The sequence below is a fragment of the Nocardia sp. NBC_01377 genome (genome assembly GCF_045040005.1).
In the GTDB taxonomy this organism is placed as follows: Bacteria; Actinomycetota; Actinomycetes; order Mycobacteriales; family Mycobacteriaceae; genus Nocardia; species Nocardia noduli.
Map to the genome: position 1 here is coordinate 3,116,465 of NZ_CP109566.1, position 19,772 is coordinate 3,136,236.

The window sequence follows — 19,772 nt, forward strand, 5'->3', positions numbered from 1 at the left end:
ATGACGGCGCGGATACTCGTCGCCGGGATCGGCAACATCTTCCTCGGCGACGACGGCTTCGGACCGGAAGTGATACGGCGACTGCCGCACTATCCGGCCGATACCGTGCGCGTCGTCGACTACGGCATCCGAGGTATGCACCTGGCCTACGACCTGCTCGACCCGTGGCAGGCACTGGTGCTCGTCGACGCGCTGCCGCGACGGGAGCAGCCGGGACGGATAGAGGTGTTCGCCGCAGACCCCGGCACCACCGGCGCGACGGGTCTGGACGCGCACGCGATGGATCCGGCCGCGGTGTTCGCCGGCGTCCGCGCGCTGGGCGGCACGCTGCCGCCGACGGTCGTCGTCGGCTGCCGGATCGCCACGGTGGCCGAGGGCATCGGACTGTCCGAACCCGTCGCCGCCGCGGTGACGCCCGCCCTCGACGCGGTGGGCGAGGTGCTCACCGACCTCATGGCGGCGAAACCGCTCACGACCCGACCGGAGGTGTGAGCATGTGTCTGGGCATTCCCGGCCGGGTCGTGGAGATCCCCGACGGCTACCACGGACAGATCGGGCTCGTCGACGTCTCCGGTGAGAGCCGCAAGGTCAATATCGGCCTGCTGGAGGACGATCCGGCCCGACCTGGCGACTGGGTGATCATCCACATGGGTTTCGCGGTGGAGAAGACCGACGAGGCGGGCGCGGTCGAGGCGATGGCAGGACTCCGGCTGCTCGGACGAGGAGAGCAGCCGTGACCGCGCCGCGCCTGCGCAGGCGGCTGCTGGTCCGCGGCGTGGTGCAGGGCGTGGGATTCCGGCCCTTCGTCTACACCACCGCGGCCGAATTCGCCCTGACCGGGCGGGTGTACAACGACAGTTCAGGAGTGGTCGTCGAGGTCGAGGGCGCGCCCGCCGAGGTCGACGCCTTCTCTCGTCGGCTGCGGGAACGGCCACCGCCGCTGGCGGTCGTCGAATCCGTCGAGGAGCACACCGTCGCGGTACGCGGCGGCACCGGCTTCCACATCGCCGACACCACCCGCCACGACGGTGGCCGCACCCTGGCCTCGCCGGACGTGGCGATCTGCGCGGACTGCGTCGCCGAACTGCGCGACCCGGCCGACCGGCGCTACCGCCACCCGTTCATCACCTGCACCAACTGCGGTCCTCGGTTCACCATCATCGCGGGCCTGCCCTACGACCGCGCCCGGACCTCCATGGCCGATTTCGCGATGTGCCCGCGCTGCGCGACCGAATACCACGACCCCGCCGACCGCCGGTTCCACGCCCAGCCCATCGCCTGCCCCGACTGCGGCCCACGCCTGACCTACCACGGCCCCGGTCCGGGCGACCCGATCACCGCAGCGCGAAACCTGTTGCGCGACGGCGGAATCCTCGCCGTGAAGGGTATCGGCGGCTATCACCTGGCCTGCGACGCGACCGACGAGGCCGCGGTCGCCCGCCTGCGTCACCGCAAACGCCGCGGCGACAAACCGTTCGCGGTGATGGTGCCCGACCTCGCGCGCGCCCGCGCCGTCGCCGACGTCGACGACCGGGCCGCGCCGCTGCTCACGGGCCCGCAACGCCCGATCGTGCTGCTCAGCGGCGGTCGAACGACGCTGGCTGAATCGGTGGCACCGGGGATACCCGATATCGGAGTGCTGCTGGCCTACACACCGCTGCACCTGTTGCTGTTCGGATTGCCCGGCGACGAACTTGGCCCCCAGCATCTGGTCATGACCTCGGGCAATCGCGGCGGCGAACCGATCTGCTACGACGATCGCGACGCGCGCAGCGGACTCGCCGGTCTCGCGGACGCCTGGCTGTCGCACGACCGGCGGATTCTCGTGCCCTGTGACGATTCGGTGGTCCGACTCGTCGACGGCGAGGAACTGCCGGTCCGGCGCTCGCGCGGCTATGCCCCGCTGCCGCTGACCCTGCCGACGCCGGTTCCGCCGACCCTGGCCGTCGGCGCCGACCTGAAGAACACCAGCGCGGTCGGCGACGGCCGCTACGCCTGGCTCAGTCAGCACATCGGCGATATGGACGACCTCGCGACCCTGCGCGCCTTCGACGACGCCACCGCGCACCTGTGCGCCCTGACCGGCGTGCGACCGGAACATCTGATCGCCGACGCGCACCCGCGCTACCGCTCCACCCGGTGGGCACACGAGCACGCCGGTACCCGACCGGTGCGCACCGTGCAGCACCACCACGCCCATATCGCCGCCGTCATGGGCGAACACGGCCTCGGAGCCGAGGACACCGTGCTCGGAATCGCCTTCGACGGCACCGGATTCGGGCCCGACGCCGCCATCTGGGGCGGTGAGGTGCTCGCGGCCGGATACAAGGGCTATCGGCGGCTGGCCCACCTGAAATACGTGCCGCTCGCCGGTGGCGACGCGAGCGTACACCGCCCCTACCGGATGGCGCTGGCCCACCTGTGGGCCGCCGGACTGGACTGGGCCGAGGGCATTCCCTCTGTGCGCGCCTGTCCCGCCGACGAACGCGCGATCCTGTCCCACCAGTTCCGCACCGGACTCGGCTGCGTCCCGACCTCGAGTATGGGACGTCTCTTCGACGCGGTGTCCTCGCTGGCCGGGGTATGCCACCGCGTCGACTACGAGGCGCAGGCGGCGATCGAATTCGAGGGACGCTCGCGCGGAGTCGACCCCGGCGCGCGCCGGTATCGCTTCACGATGGATCACTCGACCGACCCCGTCGGGATCGACCCGGCCCCGGTGATCACCGAGGTCGCGGCCGACGTGCTCACCGGCGTCCCCGCGGCCGTGATCGGTGCGCGCTTCCATGCCGCCGTGGCCGGATCGATCGTCGAGCTCGCGGCCGAATTCGCGGCCGAGACCACCGCCGTCGCGCTGACCGGCGGGGTGTTCCAGAACGCGCTACTGCTGTCGACCGCGAGAAGACTGCTGCGCGAGAGAGGTTTCCACGTCATCACCCATCGGAGGCTGCCACCCAACGACGGCGGTCTCTCGTTCGGGCAACTGCTCGCGGGTAACGCGGGCTGAGCGGAAGGAGGCAACGATGTGCCTGGCAGTTCCGGGGAAAGTGCTCAGCCTGCGGGAACGTGACGGCACGCTGATGTCGACCGTCGACTTCGGCGGCGTGCACAAGGATGTGTGCCTGGAATACATTCCCGACGCGGTCGTCGGTGACTACGTGGTGGTCCACGTCGGGTTCGCCATCCAACGGCTGGACGAGGAGTCCGCGCTGCGCACCCTGGCCGAATTCGAACATCTCGGTGTGCTGAACGAGGAATTCGGCGACGGGTTCGCCCTCGCCGCCAGACAGGCCGGACTCCCCGATCCCACCGATTCGGAAACCCGTGACGACGACCCGGAGGTGACGTCATGAAATATCTCGACGAATTCAGTGATCCGGAACTGGCGAAGAAGCTGCTCGACCAGATCCACGCGGCGACCAACCGTCGCTGGGCGATCATGGAAGTCTGTGGCGGACAAACTCATTCGATCATCCGCCACGGCATCGACCAGTTGCTGCCCGACGAGATCGAGATGATCCACGGACCGGGATGCCCGGTGTGCGTCACCCCGCTCGAAGTGATCGACAAAGCGCTCGAGATCGCCGCGACGCCCGGCGTCATCTTCTGCTCCTTCGGCGACATGCTCCGCGTCCCGGGCAGTGAACGCGACCTGTTCCGGGTCAAGAGCGAAGGCGGCGACGTCCGCGTCGTCTACTCACCGCTGGACGCGCTCACCGTCGCCAAGGAGAACCCCGATCGGCAGGTGGTGTTCTTCGGCATCGGATTCGAGACCACCGCGCCCGCCAACGCGATGACGGTCTACCAGGCAAAGAAGCTGGGCATCGAGAACTTCTCGCTGCTGGTCTCGCACGTGCTGGTACCCCCTGCCATCGCCGCGATCATGGAATCGCCGGAGTGTCGCGTCCAGGCGTTCCTGGCGGCGGGACATGTGTGCAGCGTGATGGGCACCGCCGAATATCCGCCGCTGGCCGAGAAGTACCGGGTGCCGATGGTGGTGACCGGATTCGAACCGCTCGACATCCTGGAGGGCATCCGCCGCACCGTGGTCCAACTCGAACAGGGCAGGCACGAGGTGGAGAACGCCTATCCCCGCGCGGTGCGCGCCGAGGGCAATCCGGCCGCCAAGACCATGCTCGCCGACGTCTTCGAGGTCACCGACCGCGCCTGGCGCGGGATCGGCGTCATCCCGCGCAGCGGCTGGCGACTGTCCCCGCGCTACCGGCACTACGACGCCGAACAGCGGTTCTCCGTCGACGATCTGCGGACCGAGGAATCGGCGATCTGCCGCTCCGGCGAAGTACTGCAAGGGCTGATCAAACCGCACGAGTGCGCCGCCTTCGGCAAGCAGTGCACACCGCGAAATCCGCTGGGCGCCACCATGGTCTCCTCCGAGGGCGCCTGCGCGGCGTACTACCTGTACCGCCGACTCGACCTTCCGGCGGAGGTGGCGCATGCGTAAGGAGCCGATGAGGGGCGCCGGGGAACCCGCCGTCGACATGAACGGATGGGTCTGCCCGATGCCGCTGCGTGATTCGCCCACCATCGTGATGGGCCACGGCGGCGGCGGCGCGATGTCCGGTGAACTCATCGAGCATCTGTTCCTGCCCGCCTTCGGCGCGGCCGCCGACGCCGGTCTCGGCGATTCCGCGGTCGTCACGATCGGCGGGGCGCGCTTGGCGTTCTCCACCGACTCCTTCGTGGTCAAACCGCTGGTGTTCCCCGGCGGCTCGATCGGTGATCTCGCGGTCAACGGGACGGTCAACGATCTGGCCATGTCCGGTGCGCGGCCGATGGTCCTCTCGACGGCGTTCATCCTCGAGGAGGGGACCGCGCTCGCCGAGATCGCGCACGTGGCCGAGGCGGTCGGCACGGCCGCGCTCGCCGCCGAGGTCACGCTGGTCACCGGTGACACCAAAGTGGTCGACGCCGGACACGGCGACGGCATCTTCATCAACACCGCGGGTATAGGCGTGCTCGACGACGGCGTCGATATCCGGCCGCAGCGGGCGCGTCCCGGTGACGTCGTCCTGGTCAGCGGCGATATCGGCGTGCACGGCATCGCCGTGATGAGCTGCCGGGAAGGTCTGGAATTCGGGACGACCGTGTGCAGTGACACCGCACCGCTGTACGGCCTGGTCGCGGCGATGCTGGCGACCGGCGCCGATATCCATGTCCTACGCGATCCGACCAGGGGCGGAGTCGCGGCGACCCTCAACGAGATCGCGGGGGTCGCGAAGGTCGGCGTGTCGCTGACCGAACGCAGACTGCCGGTGCCCGCCGCGGTCCGCGACGCCTGCGGCCTGCTCGGCCTGGACCCCATGTACGTGGCCAACGAGGGCAAACTGATCGCCTTCGTCGCCCGTGAGGACGCGGACAGGATCCTCGCCGCCATGCGCGCGCATCCCCTCGGCGCGAAAGCGGAGATCATCGGTGTCTGTGTGGCCGAGCATCCCGGCATGGTGGTCGCGCGCACCGCCCTCGGCGGCACCCGGGTGGTGGACCTGCCCGCGGGCGAGCAGCTGCCGCGGATCTGCTGAGAGCGAGCCCGGGAGATGATCGGCGGTCGAGCGAACGCGCGGGCCGATGGCCACCCGACGAACGGCGCTTCGGCGCCCGAGGTCGCGGCAGGCAGCGGCGCGGACGTGTTCGCCCGATTCGCCTACGCGCCGAACGATCTCGGCTACTGCGGTCCACCGGACGCGGCCGCGCTACGGGAGGGCACCGTCGCGCAGGTCCGCGCGGCCGCCCGCCGATTCTCCGGCGCGTGGCCGTACCTGCGGGTGATGGCGCGCATGACGGGCATCACCGATCCGCTCGATCACCGCCTGGTCGAGTCGTACTGGCTGGGCGGCGGCCTCGGCGCCGATCTCGACCACGAGTCGTTCGCCCACGAACTCCTCGCGATGCTCGGTCCCGCCGCCGGGCACTACTGGAAACACCTGACCCCCGACCTGGGGCGCGAGGCCGCCCCGAACCACTGCTTCCACGTCTTCGGCGTATACCCGTGGTCCCGGCTGCTGGGCGTCGGTACCGGCGAACATCCACTGCGCATCCTCGACGACTGCCGGATCACCTGGGCCGTGGTGCGCGCACGCCGTGGCGACGAGATCACCGTGGAATGCCGCCGCCTGCTCCTCGACGGCTCCCGATTGCGTCTGTCCGCGCCGGAGACGCGATCAGTCACCGCGGTGTCGTCCGCGCGTCGCCTCGCCACCGAAGCCGATGTCGGCGATCGGGTCGCACTGCACTGGGGAAGAGTGTGCGGTCGGATCGACGAGAACCTGACCCGCGTGCTCGCGGAGGCCACCGAACACCAACTGCGGGTGACGAATGCGCGCCTGGCCGCCGCAGGCGGACCGGACCCGGCGTGTTCTGTACATCGATGAACGTCACCGGGGCCGAACCGGCCGTGGAATCGTTCTTCCCGGCCGACGCGGCCACCCGTCGCGCGTTACTCGCGGGATGAACTGTGTCCGGCCGCCAGCGCCGCGCCGGCGGCGGTGAGGGTCTGTTCCCGATAGGTGGCGCCGTAGAGCGCCGTGTGCACCAGCAGTGGGTGCAGTTGGTGCAGGGCAACCCGGTCGCGCCAGCCGTCGGCCAGGGGACGGATCTGCTGGTAGACGGCGAGAATCCTGGGCAATTGCGGCGCGCCGAACAGTGCGAGCGTGGCGAGGTCGGTTTCGCGGTGCCCGCCCTGGGCCGCGGGGTCGATGAGCCGGGTCCGGTCGCGGCTCCAGCGCAGATTTCCCGACCAGAGGTCGCCGTGGATGCGCGCGGATGGTTCCGGCGGTCCCGCGAGGGTCTCGACGCGGTCGATGACCTGCTCGATCAGCCGGGTGCCCTCGGTCCCGAGGTGTTTCGCGGCAGCGGGCAGGAAGGGGGCGAGCCGGTATTCGGCGTACCACCGCGGCCAGCCGAGCGTCGGCGCCGCCGTGGACGATCCGTTCACGGCGGTCGGTGCCTCGATATCCCGGACCTCGGTATTGTCCAGCGGCAGTTCGGCGATGCGGCCCGGCCACGGTGCGCCGAACACGCCGGGGGAGTTCGCGTGCAGCTGGGCGAGGTCGCGGCCGAGTTGTTCGGCGGTGGCGGGAGTGGGGGTGGTCTCCGGTAGCCAGGGCAGCACCAGCAGGTGGTCGTCGACGGCGAGTACCTGCGGTACGGCCTTCGGCACGGCCTCGGCCAGCCAGCGCAGGCCCGCGGCTTCGGCGGTCAGGACCTCGGCGTGGTCGGGCGCGGATTTGACGAACACGTCGCGCCCGTCGGACAGGATCGCCCGATGCAGCGTCCATCCGTGGCTGGGGCCGAGGTCGGCTATCCCGCGTACCGTTCCCCCGAGCAGCTCACCGAGCCGCACCGCCAAACTCATGACACCTCCGTGGACGTGAGCACCCGACGGGTTCGACCCGCCTCGCACCCGACCCCGGCCTGCCGCCCGGTGCCTGCACGCAGCGTGTCGGGCCGTAGCCGAGCGTACGCACGGGTCGATCCCACGTCCCGGTATCGACGTCGACCGGGCTTTTCGCGGGTCTCAGTTCCCGGTCTCGGCGATGACCCGTTCGGCGAACTTGGTGAGGTTCCTGATCTTGACGTCGAGCGGTTCGGTGTCGTGTTCGGTGGTGTAGGGATTGCGGAAGCCGACGATGACATCGGTGATGCCCTTGTCCTCGAGCCGCTTGATGCCGTCGACGGTGAATCCGTCCAGCGAGATGACGTGCACTTCGAAATCCTTGCGCGTGCCGTATTCGGCGCGCAACGTGTCGAGTTCGGCGAGCAGCCGGTCCAGCTCGGCCGGATCACCGCCCGCGTGCATCCAGCCGTCGCCGCGCTGGGCGGCGCGGCGCAGCGCGGGTTTGCTGTGGCCGCCGATGAGGATCGGTACCGGTTCGGTGGAGACCGGGTTGATCTTGATCGGCGGCAGGTCGTAGAACTCGCCGTGGAATTCGAAGTAGCCGCCCGCGCACAGCCCGCGCACGATGTCGATGCATTCGTCCATCCGGGCGCCGCGCTTCTCGAACGGCACCCCCATGATCTCGAAGTCGTCGGGCCACGGGCTGATGCCGACGCCGAATCCGAACCGGTTGTTGCTCATCGCCGCGAGCGAGGCGGCCTGTTTGGCCACCAGTACCGGCGGCCGGATCGGCAATTTCACCACGAACGGCGTCACCCGCAGGGTGGTCGTCGCCGCCAGGATCGCGGCGGAGAGCACGAACGCCTCGACGAACGGCTTGTCCTCGAGGAATTCGCGATTGCCGTCTGGGGTGTAGGGATAGGTCGAATCGGATTCCTTCGGGTACGCGATGCTGTCGGCCACCGTGATCGAGCTGTATCCGGCGGCTTCGGCGGCCTGTGCCAGCGGCACATAGTACGACGGGTCGGTCATGGCCTCGGCATAGGTGAATCGCATCTGGATTGCCTTTCGTCCCTGTAGTTTTCGTGGCTGATACGGTTCCGGGCCGCTATACTCACGGGTTCGCGTGCCCGCGGCGCGCGCTTCGGCGAGTGCGGCGTCGAAATCGTCCGGTATGTAGGCGATGTGGTGCAGTCCCGCGCCGGATCGGGTCAGGTACTCGGAGTACGGGCTGTCACCCGCGCGTGGCGCGATCAGTTCCAGTTGCTGGCCGCCCGCGTAGCCGAGTGCCACCGCGACGGTGTAGTCGGCGGGCCGTCCCCGGTAGCGGCAGGTGCGCGGCCCGAAGCGCACCTCGTCGAGCGCGAACCATTCGGTGACGCCGTAGCGGTCGGCGAATTCCGCTGTGGCCGAGGTGATATCGGGTACCACCCAGCCCAGCTGGAAGATCGGTCCGGCGGCGATGGTCATCGGGCGCCGCCTCGTGCGCGCAGAGCTGTCCCGTCGGCCGCCGTCGAGCGGCCGATATCGGACAAGACTGCAACGCGTTCTAATTGCACCATCCCAATCAATCATCAGCGCTTAACATCGTCAAGACTGCGATTTAGTAGGGTTGGCTCATGCACACCGATGATTCGCGCTCGGCGCTGCTCGACGCCGGCGAACGACTCATCGCCGAACGCGGCGTCGAGGTACCGCTGCGCGATATCGCGGCGGCCGCCGGTCAACGCAACAACTCGGCCGTGCACTACTACTTCGACTCCCGCACCGAGCTGATCGAGGCCATCGTCGACCGTCGCATGAACTGGCTCGAACAACGCCGCATGGAACTGCTCGCCGCCCACGAGACCGACGGCACCGCGCACGACCTGCGCGCGCTGGTCGCCATGCTGGCCGACCCGATCCTCGAACTCCTCGACCGCTCCGGGGTCAGCCACTACGGCCGTTTCCTCGAGGTCGTGCGCACCCACTCGATGACCACCGCCGCGGACTGAGCGCCCTACAGTCCCGCGTTGCCATTCTCGATCGCGGCTGCTGCCTCGGTCTTGATCCGCTCGAACTGCGCGCCCATCGCCTCGGCCAGGGCGGTGGCGGCCGAGAGCGGACGCACCATGACCGTGAAGTCGTCGATTTTGCCCTCCTCGTCGAAATGTAGGAAGTCGCAGCCGCTGAGGCGTTTGCCCGCCACCGTCGCCTCGAAGACGAAGGCGTGATCACGGCCGCCCTCGTCCGCGATCTCATGTACGTAGCGGAAGTCCTCGAAGACCCGCATCACCGCGCGCAGGATCGCCGCGGTGATGGGTTTGCCCGGATACGGCGAGAACGCCACCGGGCTGGTGAACACGACATCCTCGGCGAGCAGTGCCTCGACGGCGGCCATGTCACGGTCCTCGACGGCCTTGCGGAAAGGATGCATTCCCACACCTCGATTACTCAATTTGTTGACTATGCCTCCGGCACGCTAACCAGGTTCCGCGCCGATGTCCAGATGCCGATAGCCTTGGCCGATGGCGCTACGCAACGCGGTGATGGCCGCGCTGATCGAGGGAGAAGCCTCCGGCTACGACCTGGCCAAGGATTTCGACGCCTCGGTCGCCAACTACTGGATGGCCACCCCGCAGCAGCTGTACCGCGAACTCGACCGGATGGCCGAGGAAGGACTCATCCACACCCGCGTCGTCGAACAGGAACGCAGGCCGAACAAACGCCTGCACTCGCTGACCCCGGCGGGCTGGGAAGCATTGCGGGCGTTCACCGCCCGAACGCCGAAACCCACCGCCATCCGCGACGAACTGCTGGTGCAGGTCCGAGCGATCGACGTCTGCGACACCGCGTCGATCCGCGCGTCCGTCGCCGACAGCAAACTCCGGGCCGAAACGAAACTGGCCCGCTACGAACGGGGCAGGGCCGCGATGCTCGGCGACCGGAACGAACAGACCTACCTGCTCGAAGCCGAGGCCGTCGGCCCCTACCTCACCCTGCTGCGCGGCATCGCCTTCGAACGCGAGAACATCCGCTGGGCCGACATCGCACTGGCCACCATCGACCGGCGCGAAACAACTCGACACCGTTGCGATTCCCCGTAATCCGCCCGTCACACGGCGTCGGAACGGGTACCGTCCGAATCGGTTCTGCGGCTGTGGACCTCGGCCGCGAAACCACGGGCATACCCGATACGACCCCGACAGATCGGCCCTGATCGATGGACGACGCCGACCGCGCCCAAGCCCGAGTCTTCCTGCAGCTGCTCGCTGTCCAGGTAGGCAGCCTCACCCGCGAGATCGCCCTGACCGGTTCCGGAAGTTCCGCCACCCAGCGGCTCGAGACCGAGCTACGGGACGTGCACCGATACATGGACCGGCTGCGGCACCGTTTCCCCGACGCGGTCCCGCACCGCTGAGTTCGACGGCTCGCGGCTACTTCGAGACGACCTCGATCTTGGCGTTGTCGACGGCGACGTCCGGATCGTTCGGCGCGGTCTCGGCGCGCACGGTGATGCGATCCTTGTCCACTCCCGCCGATTCCAGTTCGGCCGCGACGTTGTCGCCGCGCGCTTTCGCCAAGGCCAGATCCGGACCGTAGGTCGTGACGCGGATCTTGGCGTCGTTGCCCTTGAGCGGGATCGCCACCGCGTTGATGGTCGCCACATCCAGCGCCCCGAGGTCGGAACTTCCGCTGTCGAAGCTGATCGGCGCGGCGGCGACGGCGGCGTTGATGGTGTTCTGGATGGCTTGCTGCGCGGTGTTCAGCGCCGAACTCACCGCGGAGGACGCGGTGGCGGCGATACTGCTGCGCATGTCGTTCGTCGAACTCGACGTGGCGGTGGCGGCGGTGGTCGTCGTCGCCGTTGTCGCCGACGCCGACGAATCCGAATCGCTGTCGGATCCGCATGCGGTGATCATCGTCAGAACGACCGCCGTGGCGGCGATTCCACAAACACTCTTCCTCGATATCATCGGTCTGCTCCTGAATTCGTCGGAGAATCCGTGTGCGTCATATCGATGCGATACCTGGAAATGAACGGAACACATGCCATCCCGATCGCGCGGATGACCCGATGTGCCCGTGTACCGATCCTCGCACACGTGTGACGCGTGGGGTGTCTTTTCCACCGCCGCACGGGTTTCGTGGCGGATATGTCCGGGTCGGGACCGTAACAATGAATAGCCGACGGGGCGTAGCCGATGCCGCGACAGCGTAGCGTCGATTCCAGTTGGTTCGGTCGGGTGAATCCGACTCGTTCACGACGAAGGGTAGTGAGCCAGGGTGCGGTCCGTGAAATTATCGATGGCGTTGGCCCGGGAGATGTCGCTGGCCCGCACCCAGTCGGTGACCGGCCTGCTACGCGGAACACCCTACGGGCGCACCCTTCGCCGAGTACTCGAGGGTTTCGCCGATATCCAGATCGCCGATCGTTCGCTGGCATTGGCGGCGCAGATATTCACCTCGGTATTACCCGTCATCATCGCCGCCTCGGTCATCAGCGGCTGGGACGCCGCGGAGAACACGATTCGCGACCAGTTCGGATTCGATTCGGCGGCCCTGGGCGCGGGCCCCGACGCCACCGTCGCCGACCCCACGGTCGCGGCGTTCGGCGTGGTCGGACTATTCGTCGTCCTGATCGGCGGCACCTCCTTCGCCCGAGCGCTCGGACGCCTCTATCAGGTGGTGTGGAAGGTCCCGGCTATCGGCGGGCGTGACGCGTGGCGGTGGCTGGCGGCGCTGCTGACGGTCGCCCTCGCCGCGGGGGTGGTCGGCCAGACCCGCCAACTCGGCCGGATCTCCTACATCGGCCCGCCGCTGTCGCTGGTGATCGAGCTGATCGTCTGGTCGTTCGTGTGGATTCTCGTGCCCTTCCTGCTGACGAAGGGCGCGTTGAACGGACGGCTGCTCTGGACCTCGGGAATTCTCACCGCGATCGGATTGTGCCTGGTGCACATCGCGGGCCGGGTCGTGCTGCCTCGCCTCGCGGCCAACGCGCGTGAGCAATTCGGTCCGCTCGGCCTCGCGTTCACCTCGATCAGCTGGCTTTTCGTGCTGTCGCTCGTGATCGTCGGCGCGGCCGCGATCGTCAAGGCCTTCGCCCTTGACGAAACCATCGTCGGCAGGTTCCTGCGCGGCCGCGACGACGACGAATAGACCTGTCCCACGCAGGGATTCGCGTCGGTGTCACAGCTCCGATGCTGCTCGGGCGCGACCGATCGCGCGCCGAGGCAACAGGCCGGTCACGAACAGCGCGGTGATGGCCAACAGCGCGGTCACCGCCAAGGCCACCCGCAGCGCGTCGAGCCTGGCATCGGCGTTGATCTCGACGACCGCGTCGGCCGTCTGACCGGTGACACCCGCGGAGGTCAGCGCGTCCTGCAACTGCGGCGTCGACAGGAACGGCACGCCATCGGCCAGTTCGATGGACGCGCGCTCCGCCACCGAAGCCGGGACAGCCGGATTGTCCTCGATACCGGCGAGCACCGAACCGGTCAGCGTCGCGATGAGAATCGAGCCGATCAGCGCGGTCCCCAGCGACGCACCGAGATTGGTCGCGGTGTTCTGCAATCCGCCGACCTCGGCGCTCTCCGAATCGGCCACCGAGGACACCGTGATCGCCCCCAGTTGCGACGACAACGCACCCAACCCGAACCCCATGAACAGCATCGGCACCATCACAACGCTCGCGTCGGCCGCCGGATCGACCCCGGCCACCAGCATCACGATCCCGACGATCATCGACGCCAGTCCGGCCCGGACCACGCGCCGAGGACTCGCGTCGGGCAGGAATTTCGGAATTCCCGCCGCAGCCAGTACCAACGCGGCCGACAACGGCAGGATCCGCAGACCCGTCTCCAGCGCGCTGAGTTCGAGCACCACCGACAGGAACAACGGAACCGAGAAGAAGACACCGGCCTGGATCAGGAACTGGGCGAAGAACATCGTGAGCCCGCCCCCCAATTGCCTGTTGCGCAGGATGCCAGGGCGCACCAACGGCTCCCGGCCCTTCGCCGTCATCCTGATCTGCCAGCGCATGAACCCGTAGAGGACCACCATCCCGCCCATCAGCAGCCACACCACCGGCGACAACCCGAACACCTGCGGGCCGTTCGGCTTGGACTGCACCCACCCCCACTCGCTCGAACGCAGCACACCGAACACCACCATGCCCAGCCCGAGCACCGAAAGGGCCGAGCCGACGATGTCCAGGCGCACCGCCGACGAGGCCGGCGCGTCCTCGATACGCCGCAGGACCGCCAGGATCATGACGACGAGAACGACCTCACCGGCGAACACATAACGCCAGGACGCGAAGGTGGTGACAGCGCCGCCGAGCAGCGGCCCCACCGCGACCGCCGCCGCACCCGCCGCCGCCACCAACCCGTATGCGCCCGCACGGCGTTCGGACGGAAAGTTCGACGCGACCAGCGACACGATCGCGGGCATGATCAGCGCCGCGCCGAGGCCTTCGAGCAGGGACCAGCCCAGCAGCAGTATCGCGAGATTCGGCGCGAGCGCGGTGGTGGTCGAGCCGATGCCGTAGATCACCAGCCCGATCCCGAACGCTCGGCGATGGCCGAGCATCGCGCCGATCTTGCCGCCGGTGATCATCAGGGTCGCCATCACCAGCGTGTACAGCGTGATCGCGGTCTGGATACCGGTGATCGTGGTGCCGACGTCGGCGGCCACCGTCGCCATCGACACATTCATCACGGAACTGTCCAGGGTCATCAGGAACTGGCCCGCGCCGAGAACCGCGAGGACCAGGCCCGCGCCCGTTCGCGTCGGCGCGTCGCCCACCGGTCAGGACGCCAAGATCTTTGCCTTCATGGCATTGAACTCGTTCTCGTCCAACACACCCTGCGCTTTGAGCTCCCCGAGGCGCTGCAAGGCCTCGAGCGGATCGGTGGTGGGTGCGGCCTGCGGCGGTGGCGGGGGCGGCGCCTGCTGCGGCGCGGGCGCCTGCTGGGACCACCGCTGCCCCTGCCGTCGTGACACGCGATTGGACACCGCCGTCGCGGTGCCGGCAATGGCGGCGGTGCGGGCGACTCCTCGCAAAAGACCAGGCATGATGTGCTCCTTCGATCCGTCAGCGGGCGGTTTCCAGTGCGTCGAGCGCACCGAGCAGACTCTGGGTGGGAATACGGCCGGACGCGACGAGCTGTGCGCCGCTGCGCCGCAATGCCACAGCGAACGGTGCGGCCCACCGGTTCTCGTAGACCACGACAGCCCCCGACGAGCCCGGTTCCAGCGCCGCGCCCGCCTCGGCCAGATCGTTGCGATCCAGCAGCCCCGAGGTTGCCTCCGCGAACAGCGTGATGTCGACCTGGCCCTCCAGTCCGACTTCGCTGATCTCGAGCCCGACCAGTGAACCGTCCTGCTGCTTCCGCACGAAACCGAGGTCGAGTACGCGAATGATGTCCCGTTCGACCAGATCTCGCAGCAGCGGCAATGCCGAACCATCGGGTTGCCGGTCCGCGGGGAATTCCACCACCAGATAATCGATGGGGCCGAGTTCCTCGATATCCGTCTCGTTCACCATGGATCCTCGTTTCGGACAGATCAGGGTGATGGTCAGCCATCGATCGCCACCACCGCGGGGGTAAGTGTGCGCCGGACCGTCGGACGCGGTACGGGATTCACGAACCGATACCCGCGTCGACAGCCGGTGGATCAGAGTATTCCACGGACGGCAATGTGGGGATAGAGCACAAAATGATCACTCTCGATCGGTCCCGAATAGTGTCATCGACCTCGATACGGATGCTGATAATCTTGCTACGGTCTGTTTGCGCGACTGTTGATTTCGAACGATGTATTCCGCCGTGTTATTCGTTTCGACCTCACGGATACGGACAAATCCATGAATTCTCCGGAAGTCGGCGCACCACTGGATGCCGACGAACGCACGGAACTCGAGCGCCTACGTCGCGAAGTCACCCGAAAAGCGGAAACGCGGGGCCACCGCGGATTGCGCTGGACCGGCGCGGCGATCCTGCTCGTACTCGTCGCCGTCCTCGCATTCGCCACTGTCCCCGCGCGCTACGTCCGCGCCGAGGTACTCGACACCGACCGATACGTGCAGACGATGACACCGCTGGCCGCCGACCCGGTCCTTCAAGCCGAACTGTCGGACCGGATCACCGACCAGATCATGACTCGTGTCGACGTGCAGCGCCTGACCACCGAGGCATTGACCGCACTGACCGAGAACGCGCCCCGCGTGCCCACCGCCGTCATCGGCCTCGCCCCCGTCCTCGCCGACGAAGCCCGCTCCTTCGTCCACGACACCGTCGACTCCTTCGTGGCATCGGACCGATTCGAGGCACTGTGGATCCGGGCCAACCGGGAAGCGCACAAGACGATGGTCGCGGTCGTCACCGGCGAGACCAGGCCCGGCGTCCGCATCGGCGACGACGGCACCGTCGCCATCGCGCTGGCACCGATCATCGACGGCGTGCGCACCGAACTCGACGAGCGCGGATTCACCTTCGCCGACAAGATCCCCACCGTCGACGCGACCTTCGTACTCTTCGAATCACCAGGACTCGTCAAAGCCCAGCGAGCGGTGTCGGCGCTGAACAACGCGGCCACCGTCCTGCCGCTCGCGGTACTGCTCGTGGCGGCCGGGGCCGTACTGCTCGCGCCGGGAGGCAGTCGCCTGCGCGCCTTCTCACTGGTCGGGGTCGCCATCGCCGTCGCCATGCTGCTGCTGGTCGTGGCGATCAGCATCGGCCGTGCGATCTATCTCGGGGACGTGCCCGCCGAGGCACTGTCCCGCGACGCGGCCGCGGCCCTGTTCGACACACTGGCCCTGCCGCTGCGCACCGCCGTGCGCGCGGTATTCGTGCTGGCCGTGGCGATCGCGGCGGTCGGCTACCTCGCCGGATCCTCGAAATCCGCCCGCTCGGTCCGGCGCGGATTCGGCTCGATCACCGACCGGGTACGGGGTTCGGCCGACGGCCGTGCCCCGCATCCGGTCGAAGTCGCCGTCGCCTCGCACCGGATCGCACTGCGCGTGGCCATCGTCGCGATCGCCGCCGTCACCCTGGTGTTCTGGAAGTACCCGTCCGGGCTCGTCGTCATGGTCACCCTCGTGATCGCCGCGGCCGCACTGCTCCTCGTGGAACTGGTCGCCCGCCCCGCCGTCACCGCAGAGCACCCTACGCCGTGAGTCGCCGGGTGCGCTCTCGCCCGCACGGCGGGGGTGAGGCCGCGTGAAGACCGTCGCGGACACCTTCCTGCACCGTCCGCTGTTCTCGCGCGACAAGCCACTGGACCGCAAGCACGCCGCGGGGCGGATCAGCGCCTACATCTACGGCAACGTTCTCGTGCTCGCGGCGCTGGTCCCCGTCGTCACCACCGACGTCCACGCGGGAATCCTGATCGTGCTCGGTACGGCGCTGTCGACGTTCGTGGCGCACCTGTTCGCCGAGGCGGTCGGTCGCAGCGTCGGTGAGGGCAGCATCGGCAGCCGCGCCGAGCAATTGCGCGGCCTGCGCAATTCCGTGCCGATTCTCACCTCAGCGCTGCTGCCCTGCGTCATCCTCGCCACCGGCCTGCTCGGGTGGCTCGACCACGGAACCGCGCAACTGGTCGCCGAGATCGTGATCCTGCTGCGCATCGGCGGCATCGTCTTCGTCATCGGCCGACTCAAAGGCGAACGCCCCACCAGGGGATCGGTGCTGGCCGCGCTCGCGCTCACCGCCGTGGCCACCACCGTCGTCGTGGTGAAAGTAATCCTCACGCACTGACCGCGAGCCCGAGTAGCGGGATCGCGGCGAATACGCCCCGACCTCGCCCGCTCGACCCCGGCCCTGCGCTACCGTCTGCGCCCATGGAATTCCTCGGGATCCACCACATAGCGATCATCGCCTCGGACTACCGGAAATCGAAGGAGTTCTACACCGGCACCCTCGGGCTCGGGGTGATCGCCGAGGAATACCGCGCCGAGCGTCGCTCCTACAAACTCGATCTGGCGATCCCCGGCGGCGGCCGCGTCGAACTGTTCTCCTTCCCGGTCACCCCGCCCCGGCGAACCAGACCCGAGGCGTGCGGGCTGCGCCACCTCGCCTTCGTGGTCACCGACGTCGCCGCCACACTCGCCGAACTCGCCGCACGCGGTGTCCGCACCGAGGAACTGCGCGTGGACGCCGCGACCGGCAAGCACATGGCCTTCTTCTACGACCCCGACGATCTGCCGCTGGAACTGTACGAAGCGTGAGGGCGCCGGGCTCATGCCTCGCGCGCCCGCCGAGCCAACTCCACCGTCGCCGCCCTGAGCTGATCGGCGCAGTCGATCCGCTGCGCGTACCCCACGCGGGTGCGTGCGACACCGCGCGTGGTGACCACGCGAAGATCGAGCCCGTACCGGTCGGCCCGTTCGCACGCTGCCTCGGTCGCATCCGGATAGCCACCCAGGACCCGCGCCATCGACAGCAGCGAATCCGCGTGATCGGCGTTCAGATGTTCGATCGCGCGCGTCGCGCTCGGCACCACCGGATCCGGCGCCGCCGCCGCGTAATCCTCGGCGCTCGCCGAATCCATCCGTCCGTACCCGCCGACCCAGCGAATCCGGCGCACCCGCAGCACCCACAGCGAGAAATCGCTGTAATCGATGTAGTACTTCGCCGCGGGCACCGCCGCGAGATGCGCCTCCCGCGCCGCCGCCGCTTCGTCGCCGACCGGCAGTTCCACCACACCGGCCAGTGTGATCCGGCTTCCCGCCAACGGATCGGACGGCGGATTCGGCTCGACCACCGCGATACTCGCCCGTGGATCGGCCTCCAGATTGCGACCGTGCTCGGCCATCCGCGACACGCACAGCACCGGCTGACCGTCGAGCAGACCGTAGGTGACGAACGACGCCCACGGCGTCCCGTCCTCGCTCAGACTCGCCAGCGTCGCGGTATTGGTCGACGCGGCGATGGTCCTCGCCTCCTCGGCTGCCGCCGGACGCGCCGAATTCACCACCGGCGCGGTGGGCACCGGAATCGAAGGCGCGTCGCCCGGGTCACCGTGATCGAGAGTCATCTGCCATCCTTGGTCCGGCCGGGCAGGACTGCCCGGTGCCTGCCGTCGATTGTCGCACCGCGACCACCGGTCCCCGACCGGTGCGTCCGCTCGCGGACGCACCGGCGCGCCGACGTGACACATCTCGCGTCCTACACCGGAAACCGCCGTGACCGTTTCTCGAAAACACGTCGTCAGCAAGGGTTTTGTCGCCACCGGTCACCGAGCGGCGTGGAAACGCCCGGCCCCGTGTCGCAAATGGGACGTATTGCGCAAGCGCCGCGACGGTATATCGGCAAGACTGGGCGACGTGACCCGATACGCATTCGACGCAGGCCGCAACGCACTCGTGGCAATCTGGGCGACCGGACGCGGCGACCTGTCCGAGACCGTGGCCGTGCTCCCACCGGTCAGTTCGGATCAGGCGACGAGCCTCGCGTCGAATCTGACCACCCTGTCGCGATTCCAATGGCGCACCTACACCCACCCCGCCAGCGCCGCGGGCGACCCCGACGTGCCCAACAGCGAAGCGTGGCGACGGGCCGAGGAACGCCGCAACTTCAAAGAGGTCGAGGCGGGTATACGCGCCCCGCACCTACCCACCGAAGAGGGACTGATCGTCTCCTACAGCGGCGTCGTCGAATCCGCGCACCGGGTCGGACGCGCACTGCACGGAATCGACATCGAGACCTTGACCGACGTCATCGTCTCCGAGGTCGAGCACGAACAGGCGGCGATCGAATCCGCCGAACTGGGAGATCTGTCTGGCCGCTCGCGCCAAGCTGTGGAGATGTCGCGTCCCGACGTCTCCCCGGCGCAGGTCCAGGCCGCCCACGAACTGCTGCGCGCCGACCCGCTCGGCTCCCTGGAACTGTTCACCGAGCTCGACCCGGCTTCGGCCTCGGTCGCGGCCGCCCACTGGCTCTACGCCGCCGCCGAGGTGACCGCGGAGATCGCCGACGTACCCGCCGCCGAAGTCGTGGTCGAAGCCGACGACATCGAGGCGCTCCAGGTCCAGACCCCGACGCTGGTCCTGGAACGCTCGGTCGCGGGGGAGAGCCCCACCGAGATCGTCGTCGATCTGATCGCCGAGGCCATCGCGGTATCCGAAGGACATGTGCCCTCGCCGTGGGGCGTCGTCGCACGCGTGGCCGAAATCGAGGAGCAGGCGCGCAAATACGAGGTCGACAGCGCCACGCGCGCCGCGATGCTCGCCGAATTCCGGATCAGCAGGCTCGACCCGGTCCGCCCCGCGCTGGACCTGCTCGAAGATCTGCTCGACGGAATCCGCGGTTGCCTGCTGCTCTACGCGGCACACAGCGCGGGCGACGACGACGCGATCGAGGAACAGTTCGCCGTCGACGTGCGCGCCGAAGCGGAAGCCCACTCCGACCAACTGTTCTGACCGGACCGAATATTC

The 19,772-nt window shown here is 68.3% G+C and carries 24 protein-coding genes and 1 pseudogene; 16 read left to right on the forward strand and 9 right to left on the reverse strand.

Translation table 11 applies throughout. The features are described from left to right. The 7 genes from OG225_RS14605 to OG225_RS14635 are packed head-to-tail and all read left to right on the forward strand — an operon-like array spanning window position 1 to window position 6,389. On the forward strand, window positions 1-492 hold the full coding sequence (locus OG225_RS14605; protein ID WP_405182151.1) for a hydrogenase maturation protease: 492 nt from the start codon (window positions 1-3) through the stop codon (window positions 490-492). Between the two features lie 2 nt (window positions 493-494). Continuing rightward, entirely contained in the window at window positions 495-737 is a 243-nt protein-coding gene (locus OG225_RS14610) for a HypC/HybG/HupF family hydrogenase formation chaperone (protein ID WP_216916851.1), read from the forward strand. Further along, on the forward strand, window positions 734-3,007 hold the full coding sequence (hypF, locus tag OG225_RS14615; protein ID WP_405182152.1) for a carbamoyltransferase HypF: 2,274 nt from the start codon (window positions 734-736) through the stop codon (window positions 3,005-3,007). Before OG225_RS14610 ends, hypF begins: the two co-directional genes overlap by 4 nt. A 16-nt stretch (window positions 3,008-3,023) precedes the next feature. Next, on the forward strand, window positions 3,024-3,353 hold the full coding sequence (locus tag OG225_RS14620; protein ID WP_405182153.1) for a HypC/HybG/HupF family hydrogenase formation chaperone: 330 nt from the start codon (window positions 3,024-3,026) through the stop codon (window positions 3,351-3,353). Further along, window positions 3,350-4,462 (forward strand): hydrogenase formation protein HypD, encoded by a 1,113-nt coding sequence (gene hypD / locus OG225_RS14625; protein ID WP_405182154.1) that lies wholly within the window; start codon window positions 3,350-3,352, stop codon window positions 4,460-4,462. Before OG225_RS14620 ends, hypD begins: the two co-directional genes overlap by 4 nt. A gap of 7 nt (window positions 4,463-4,469) precedes the next feature. Next, window positions 4,470-5,540, forward strand: coding sequence for a hydrogenase expression/formation protein HypE (hypE, locus tag OG225_RS14630; protein WP_405182155.1), 1,071 nt, complete (start codon window positions 4,470-4,472; stop codon window positions 5,538-5,540). A 15-nt stretch (window positions 5,541-5,555) separates the two neighbouring features. Next, window positions 5,556-6,389, forward strand: a complete 834-nt coding sequence (locus OG225_RS14635; RefSeq protein ID WP_405182156.1) for a DUF6390 family protein — start codon at window positions 5,556-5,558, stop codon at window positions 6,387-6,389. A gap of 65 nt (window positions 6,390-6,454) precedes the next feature. Here the strand turns inward: OG225_RS14635 and OG225_RS14640 are convergent, their stop codons facing one another. The 3 genes and pseudogenes from OG225_RS14640 to OG225_RS14650 all read right to left on the reverse strand — a co-directional run. After that, window positions 6,455-7,372, reverse strand: a complete 918-nt coding sequence (locus tag OG225_RS14640; RefSeq protein ID WP_405182157.1) for a fructosamine kinase family protein — start codon at window positions 7,370-7,372, stop codon at window positions 6,455-6,457. A 162-nt stretch (window positions 7,373-7,534) separates the two neighbouring features. After that, window positions 7,535-8,410: a TIGR03619 family F420-dependent LLM class oxidoreductase gene (locus OG225_RS14645; RefSeq protein WP_405183272.1), complete on the reverse strand. Its 876-nt coding sequence runs from the start codon at window positions 8,408-8,410 to the stop codon at window positions 7,535-7,537. 78 nt (window positions 8,411-8,488) lie between these two features. Further along, window positions 8,489-8,929, reverse strand: a pseudogene (locus tag OG225_RS14650) (VOC family protein); the annotation flags it as partial. 44 nt (window positions 8,930-8,973) lie between these two features. Here OG225_RS14650 and OG225_RS14655 point away from each other — a divergent pair. Continuing rightward, window positions 8,974-9,348 carry a TetR/AcrR family transcriptional regulator gene (locus OG225_RS14655; RefSeq protein ID WP_405182158.1) on the forward strand — a complete coding sequence of 125 codons (375 nt, stop codon included), beginning with the start codon at window positions 8,974-8,976 and terminating at the stop codon, window positions 9,346-9,348. Between the two features lie 5 nt (window positions 9,349-9,353). On the opposite strand, the gene OG225_RS14660 is transcribed toward OG225_RS14655, so the two are convergent. After that, complete coding sequence (locus OG225_RS14660; protein WP_405182159.1) at window positions 9,354-9,770, reverse strand: nuclear transport factor 2 family protein; 417 nt, start codon at window positions 9,768-9,770, stop codon at window positions 9,354-9,356. 91 nt (window positions 9,771-9,861) lie between these two features. On the opposite strand from OG225_RS14660, the gene OG225_RS14665 reads away from it, so the two are divergent. Together OG225_RS14665 and OG225_RS14670 are read left to right on the forward strand one after the other, a co-directional pair. Then, window positions 9,862-10,440, forward strand: a complete 579-nt coding sequence (locus OG225_RS14665; protein WP_405182160.1) for a PadR family transcriptional regulator — start codon at window positions 9,862-9,864, stop codon at window positions 10,438-10,440. A 116-nt stretch (window positions 10,441-10,556) separates the two neighbouring features. Then, entirely contained in the window at window positions 10,557-10,754 is a 198-nt protein-coding gene (locus OG225_RS14670; RefSeq protein WP_405182161.1) for a hypothetical protein, read from the forward strand. Window positions 10,755-10,770: 16 nt separating this feature from the next. On the opposite strand, the gene OG225_RS14675 is transcribed toward OG225_RS14670, so the two are convergent. Further along, window positions 10,771-11,151, reverse strand: coding sequence for a hypothetical protein (locus OG225_RS14675; protein ID WP_405182162.1), 381 nt, complete (start codon window positions 11,149-11,151; stop codon window positions 10,771-10,773). On the opposite strand from OG225_RS14675, the gene OG225_RS14680 reads away from it, so the two are divergent. Both OG225_RS14680 and OG225_RS14685 read left to right on the forward strand, forming a co-directional pair. Next, window positions 11,150-11,374 carry a hypothetical protein gene (locus OG225_RS14680; RefSeq protein WP_216916863.1) on the forward strand — a complete coding sequence of 75 codons (225 nt, stop codon included), beginning with the start codon at window positions 11,150-11,152 and terminating at the stop codon, window positions 11,372-11,374. The two genes, OG225_RS14675 and OG225_RS14680, sit on opposite strands and share 2 nt — an antisense overlap. Window positions 11,375-11,629: 255 nt before the next feature. Beyond that, on the forward strand, window positions 11,630-12,493 hold the full coding sequence (locus tag OG225_RS14685; protein WP_405182163.1) for a hypothetical protein: 864 nt from the start codon (window positions 11,630-11,632) through the stop codon (window positions 12,491-12,493). A 30-nt stretch (window positions 12,494-12,523) separates the two neighbouring features. On the opposite strand, the gene OG225_RS14690 is transcribed toward OG225_RS14685, so the two are convergent. From OG225_RS14690 to OG225_RS14700, 3 genes are read right to left on the reverse strand one after another with little or no spacing between them, the layout of a single operon-like run. Further along, window positions 12,524-14,140: an MFS transporter gene (locus OG225_RS14690; RefSeq protein ID WP_405182164.1), complete on the reverse strand. Its 1,617-nt coding sequence runs from the start codon at window positions 14,138-14,140 to the stop codon at window positions 12,524-12,526. 3 nt (window positions 14,141-14,143) lie between these two features. Continuing rightward, window positions 14,144-14,410, reverse strand: coding sequence for an SHOCT domain-containing protein (locus tag OG225_RS14695; protein ID WP_405182165.1), 267 nt, complete (start codon window positions 14,408-14,410; stop codon window positions 14,144-14,146). Window positions 14,411-14,429: 19 nt separating this feature from the next. Continuing rightward, complete coding sequence (locus OG225_RS14700; protein WP_216914196.1) at window positions 14,430-14,879, reverse strand: DUF6325 family protein; 450 nt, start codon at window positions 14,877-14,879, stop codon at window positions 14,430-14,432. Between the two features lie 324 nt (window positions 14,880-15,203). Between OG225_RS14700 and OG225_RS14705 the strand changes: the two genes are divergently transcribed. The 3 genes from OG225_RS14705 (at window position 15,204) to OG225_RS14715 (ending at window position 17,564) form a co-directional block, all read left to right on the forward strand. Continuing rightward, window positions 15,204-16,514, forward strand: a complete 1,311-nt coding sequence (locus tag OG225_RS14705; protein ID WP_405182166.1) for a hypothetical protein — start codon at window positions 15,204-15,206, stop codon at window positions 16,512-16,514. Between the two features lie 43 nt (window positions 16,515-16,557). Then, window positions 16,558-17,094 (forward strand): hypothetical protein, encoded by a 537-nt coding sequence (locus OG225_RS14710; RefSeq protein WP_405182167.1) that lies wholly within the window; start codon window positions 16,558-16,560, stop codon window positions 17,092-17,094. An 83-nt stretch (window positions 17,095-17,177) separates the two neighbouring features. Further along, entirely contained in the window at window positions 17,178-17,564 is a 387-nt protein-coding gene (locus OG225_RS14715) for a VOC family protein (protein ID WP_405182168.1), read from the forward strand. 11 nt (window positions 17,565-17,575) lie between these two features. Here the strand turns inward: OG225_RS14715 and OG225_RS14720 are convergent, their stop codons facing one another. Next, window positions 17,576-18,373 carry a HugZ family protein gene (locus OG225_RS14720; RefSeq protein WP_405182169.1) on the reverse strand — a complete coding sequence of 266 codons (798 nt, stop codon included), beginning with the start codon at window positions 18,371-18,373 and terminating at the stop codon, window positions 17,576-17,578. A 289-nt stretch (window positions 18,374-18,662) separates the two neighbouring features. On the opposite strand from OG225_RS14720, the gene OG225_RS14725 reads away from it, so the two are divergent. Then, on the forward strand, window positions 18,663-19,757 hold the full coding sequence (locus OG225_RS14725; RefSeq protein ID WP_216914176.1) for a hypothetical protein: 1,095 nt from the start codon (window positions 18,663-18,665) through the stop codon (window positions 19,755-19,757). The last annotated feature ends 15 nt before the right edge of the window (window positions 19,758-19,772 follow it).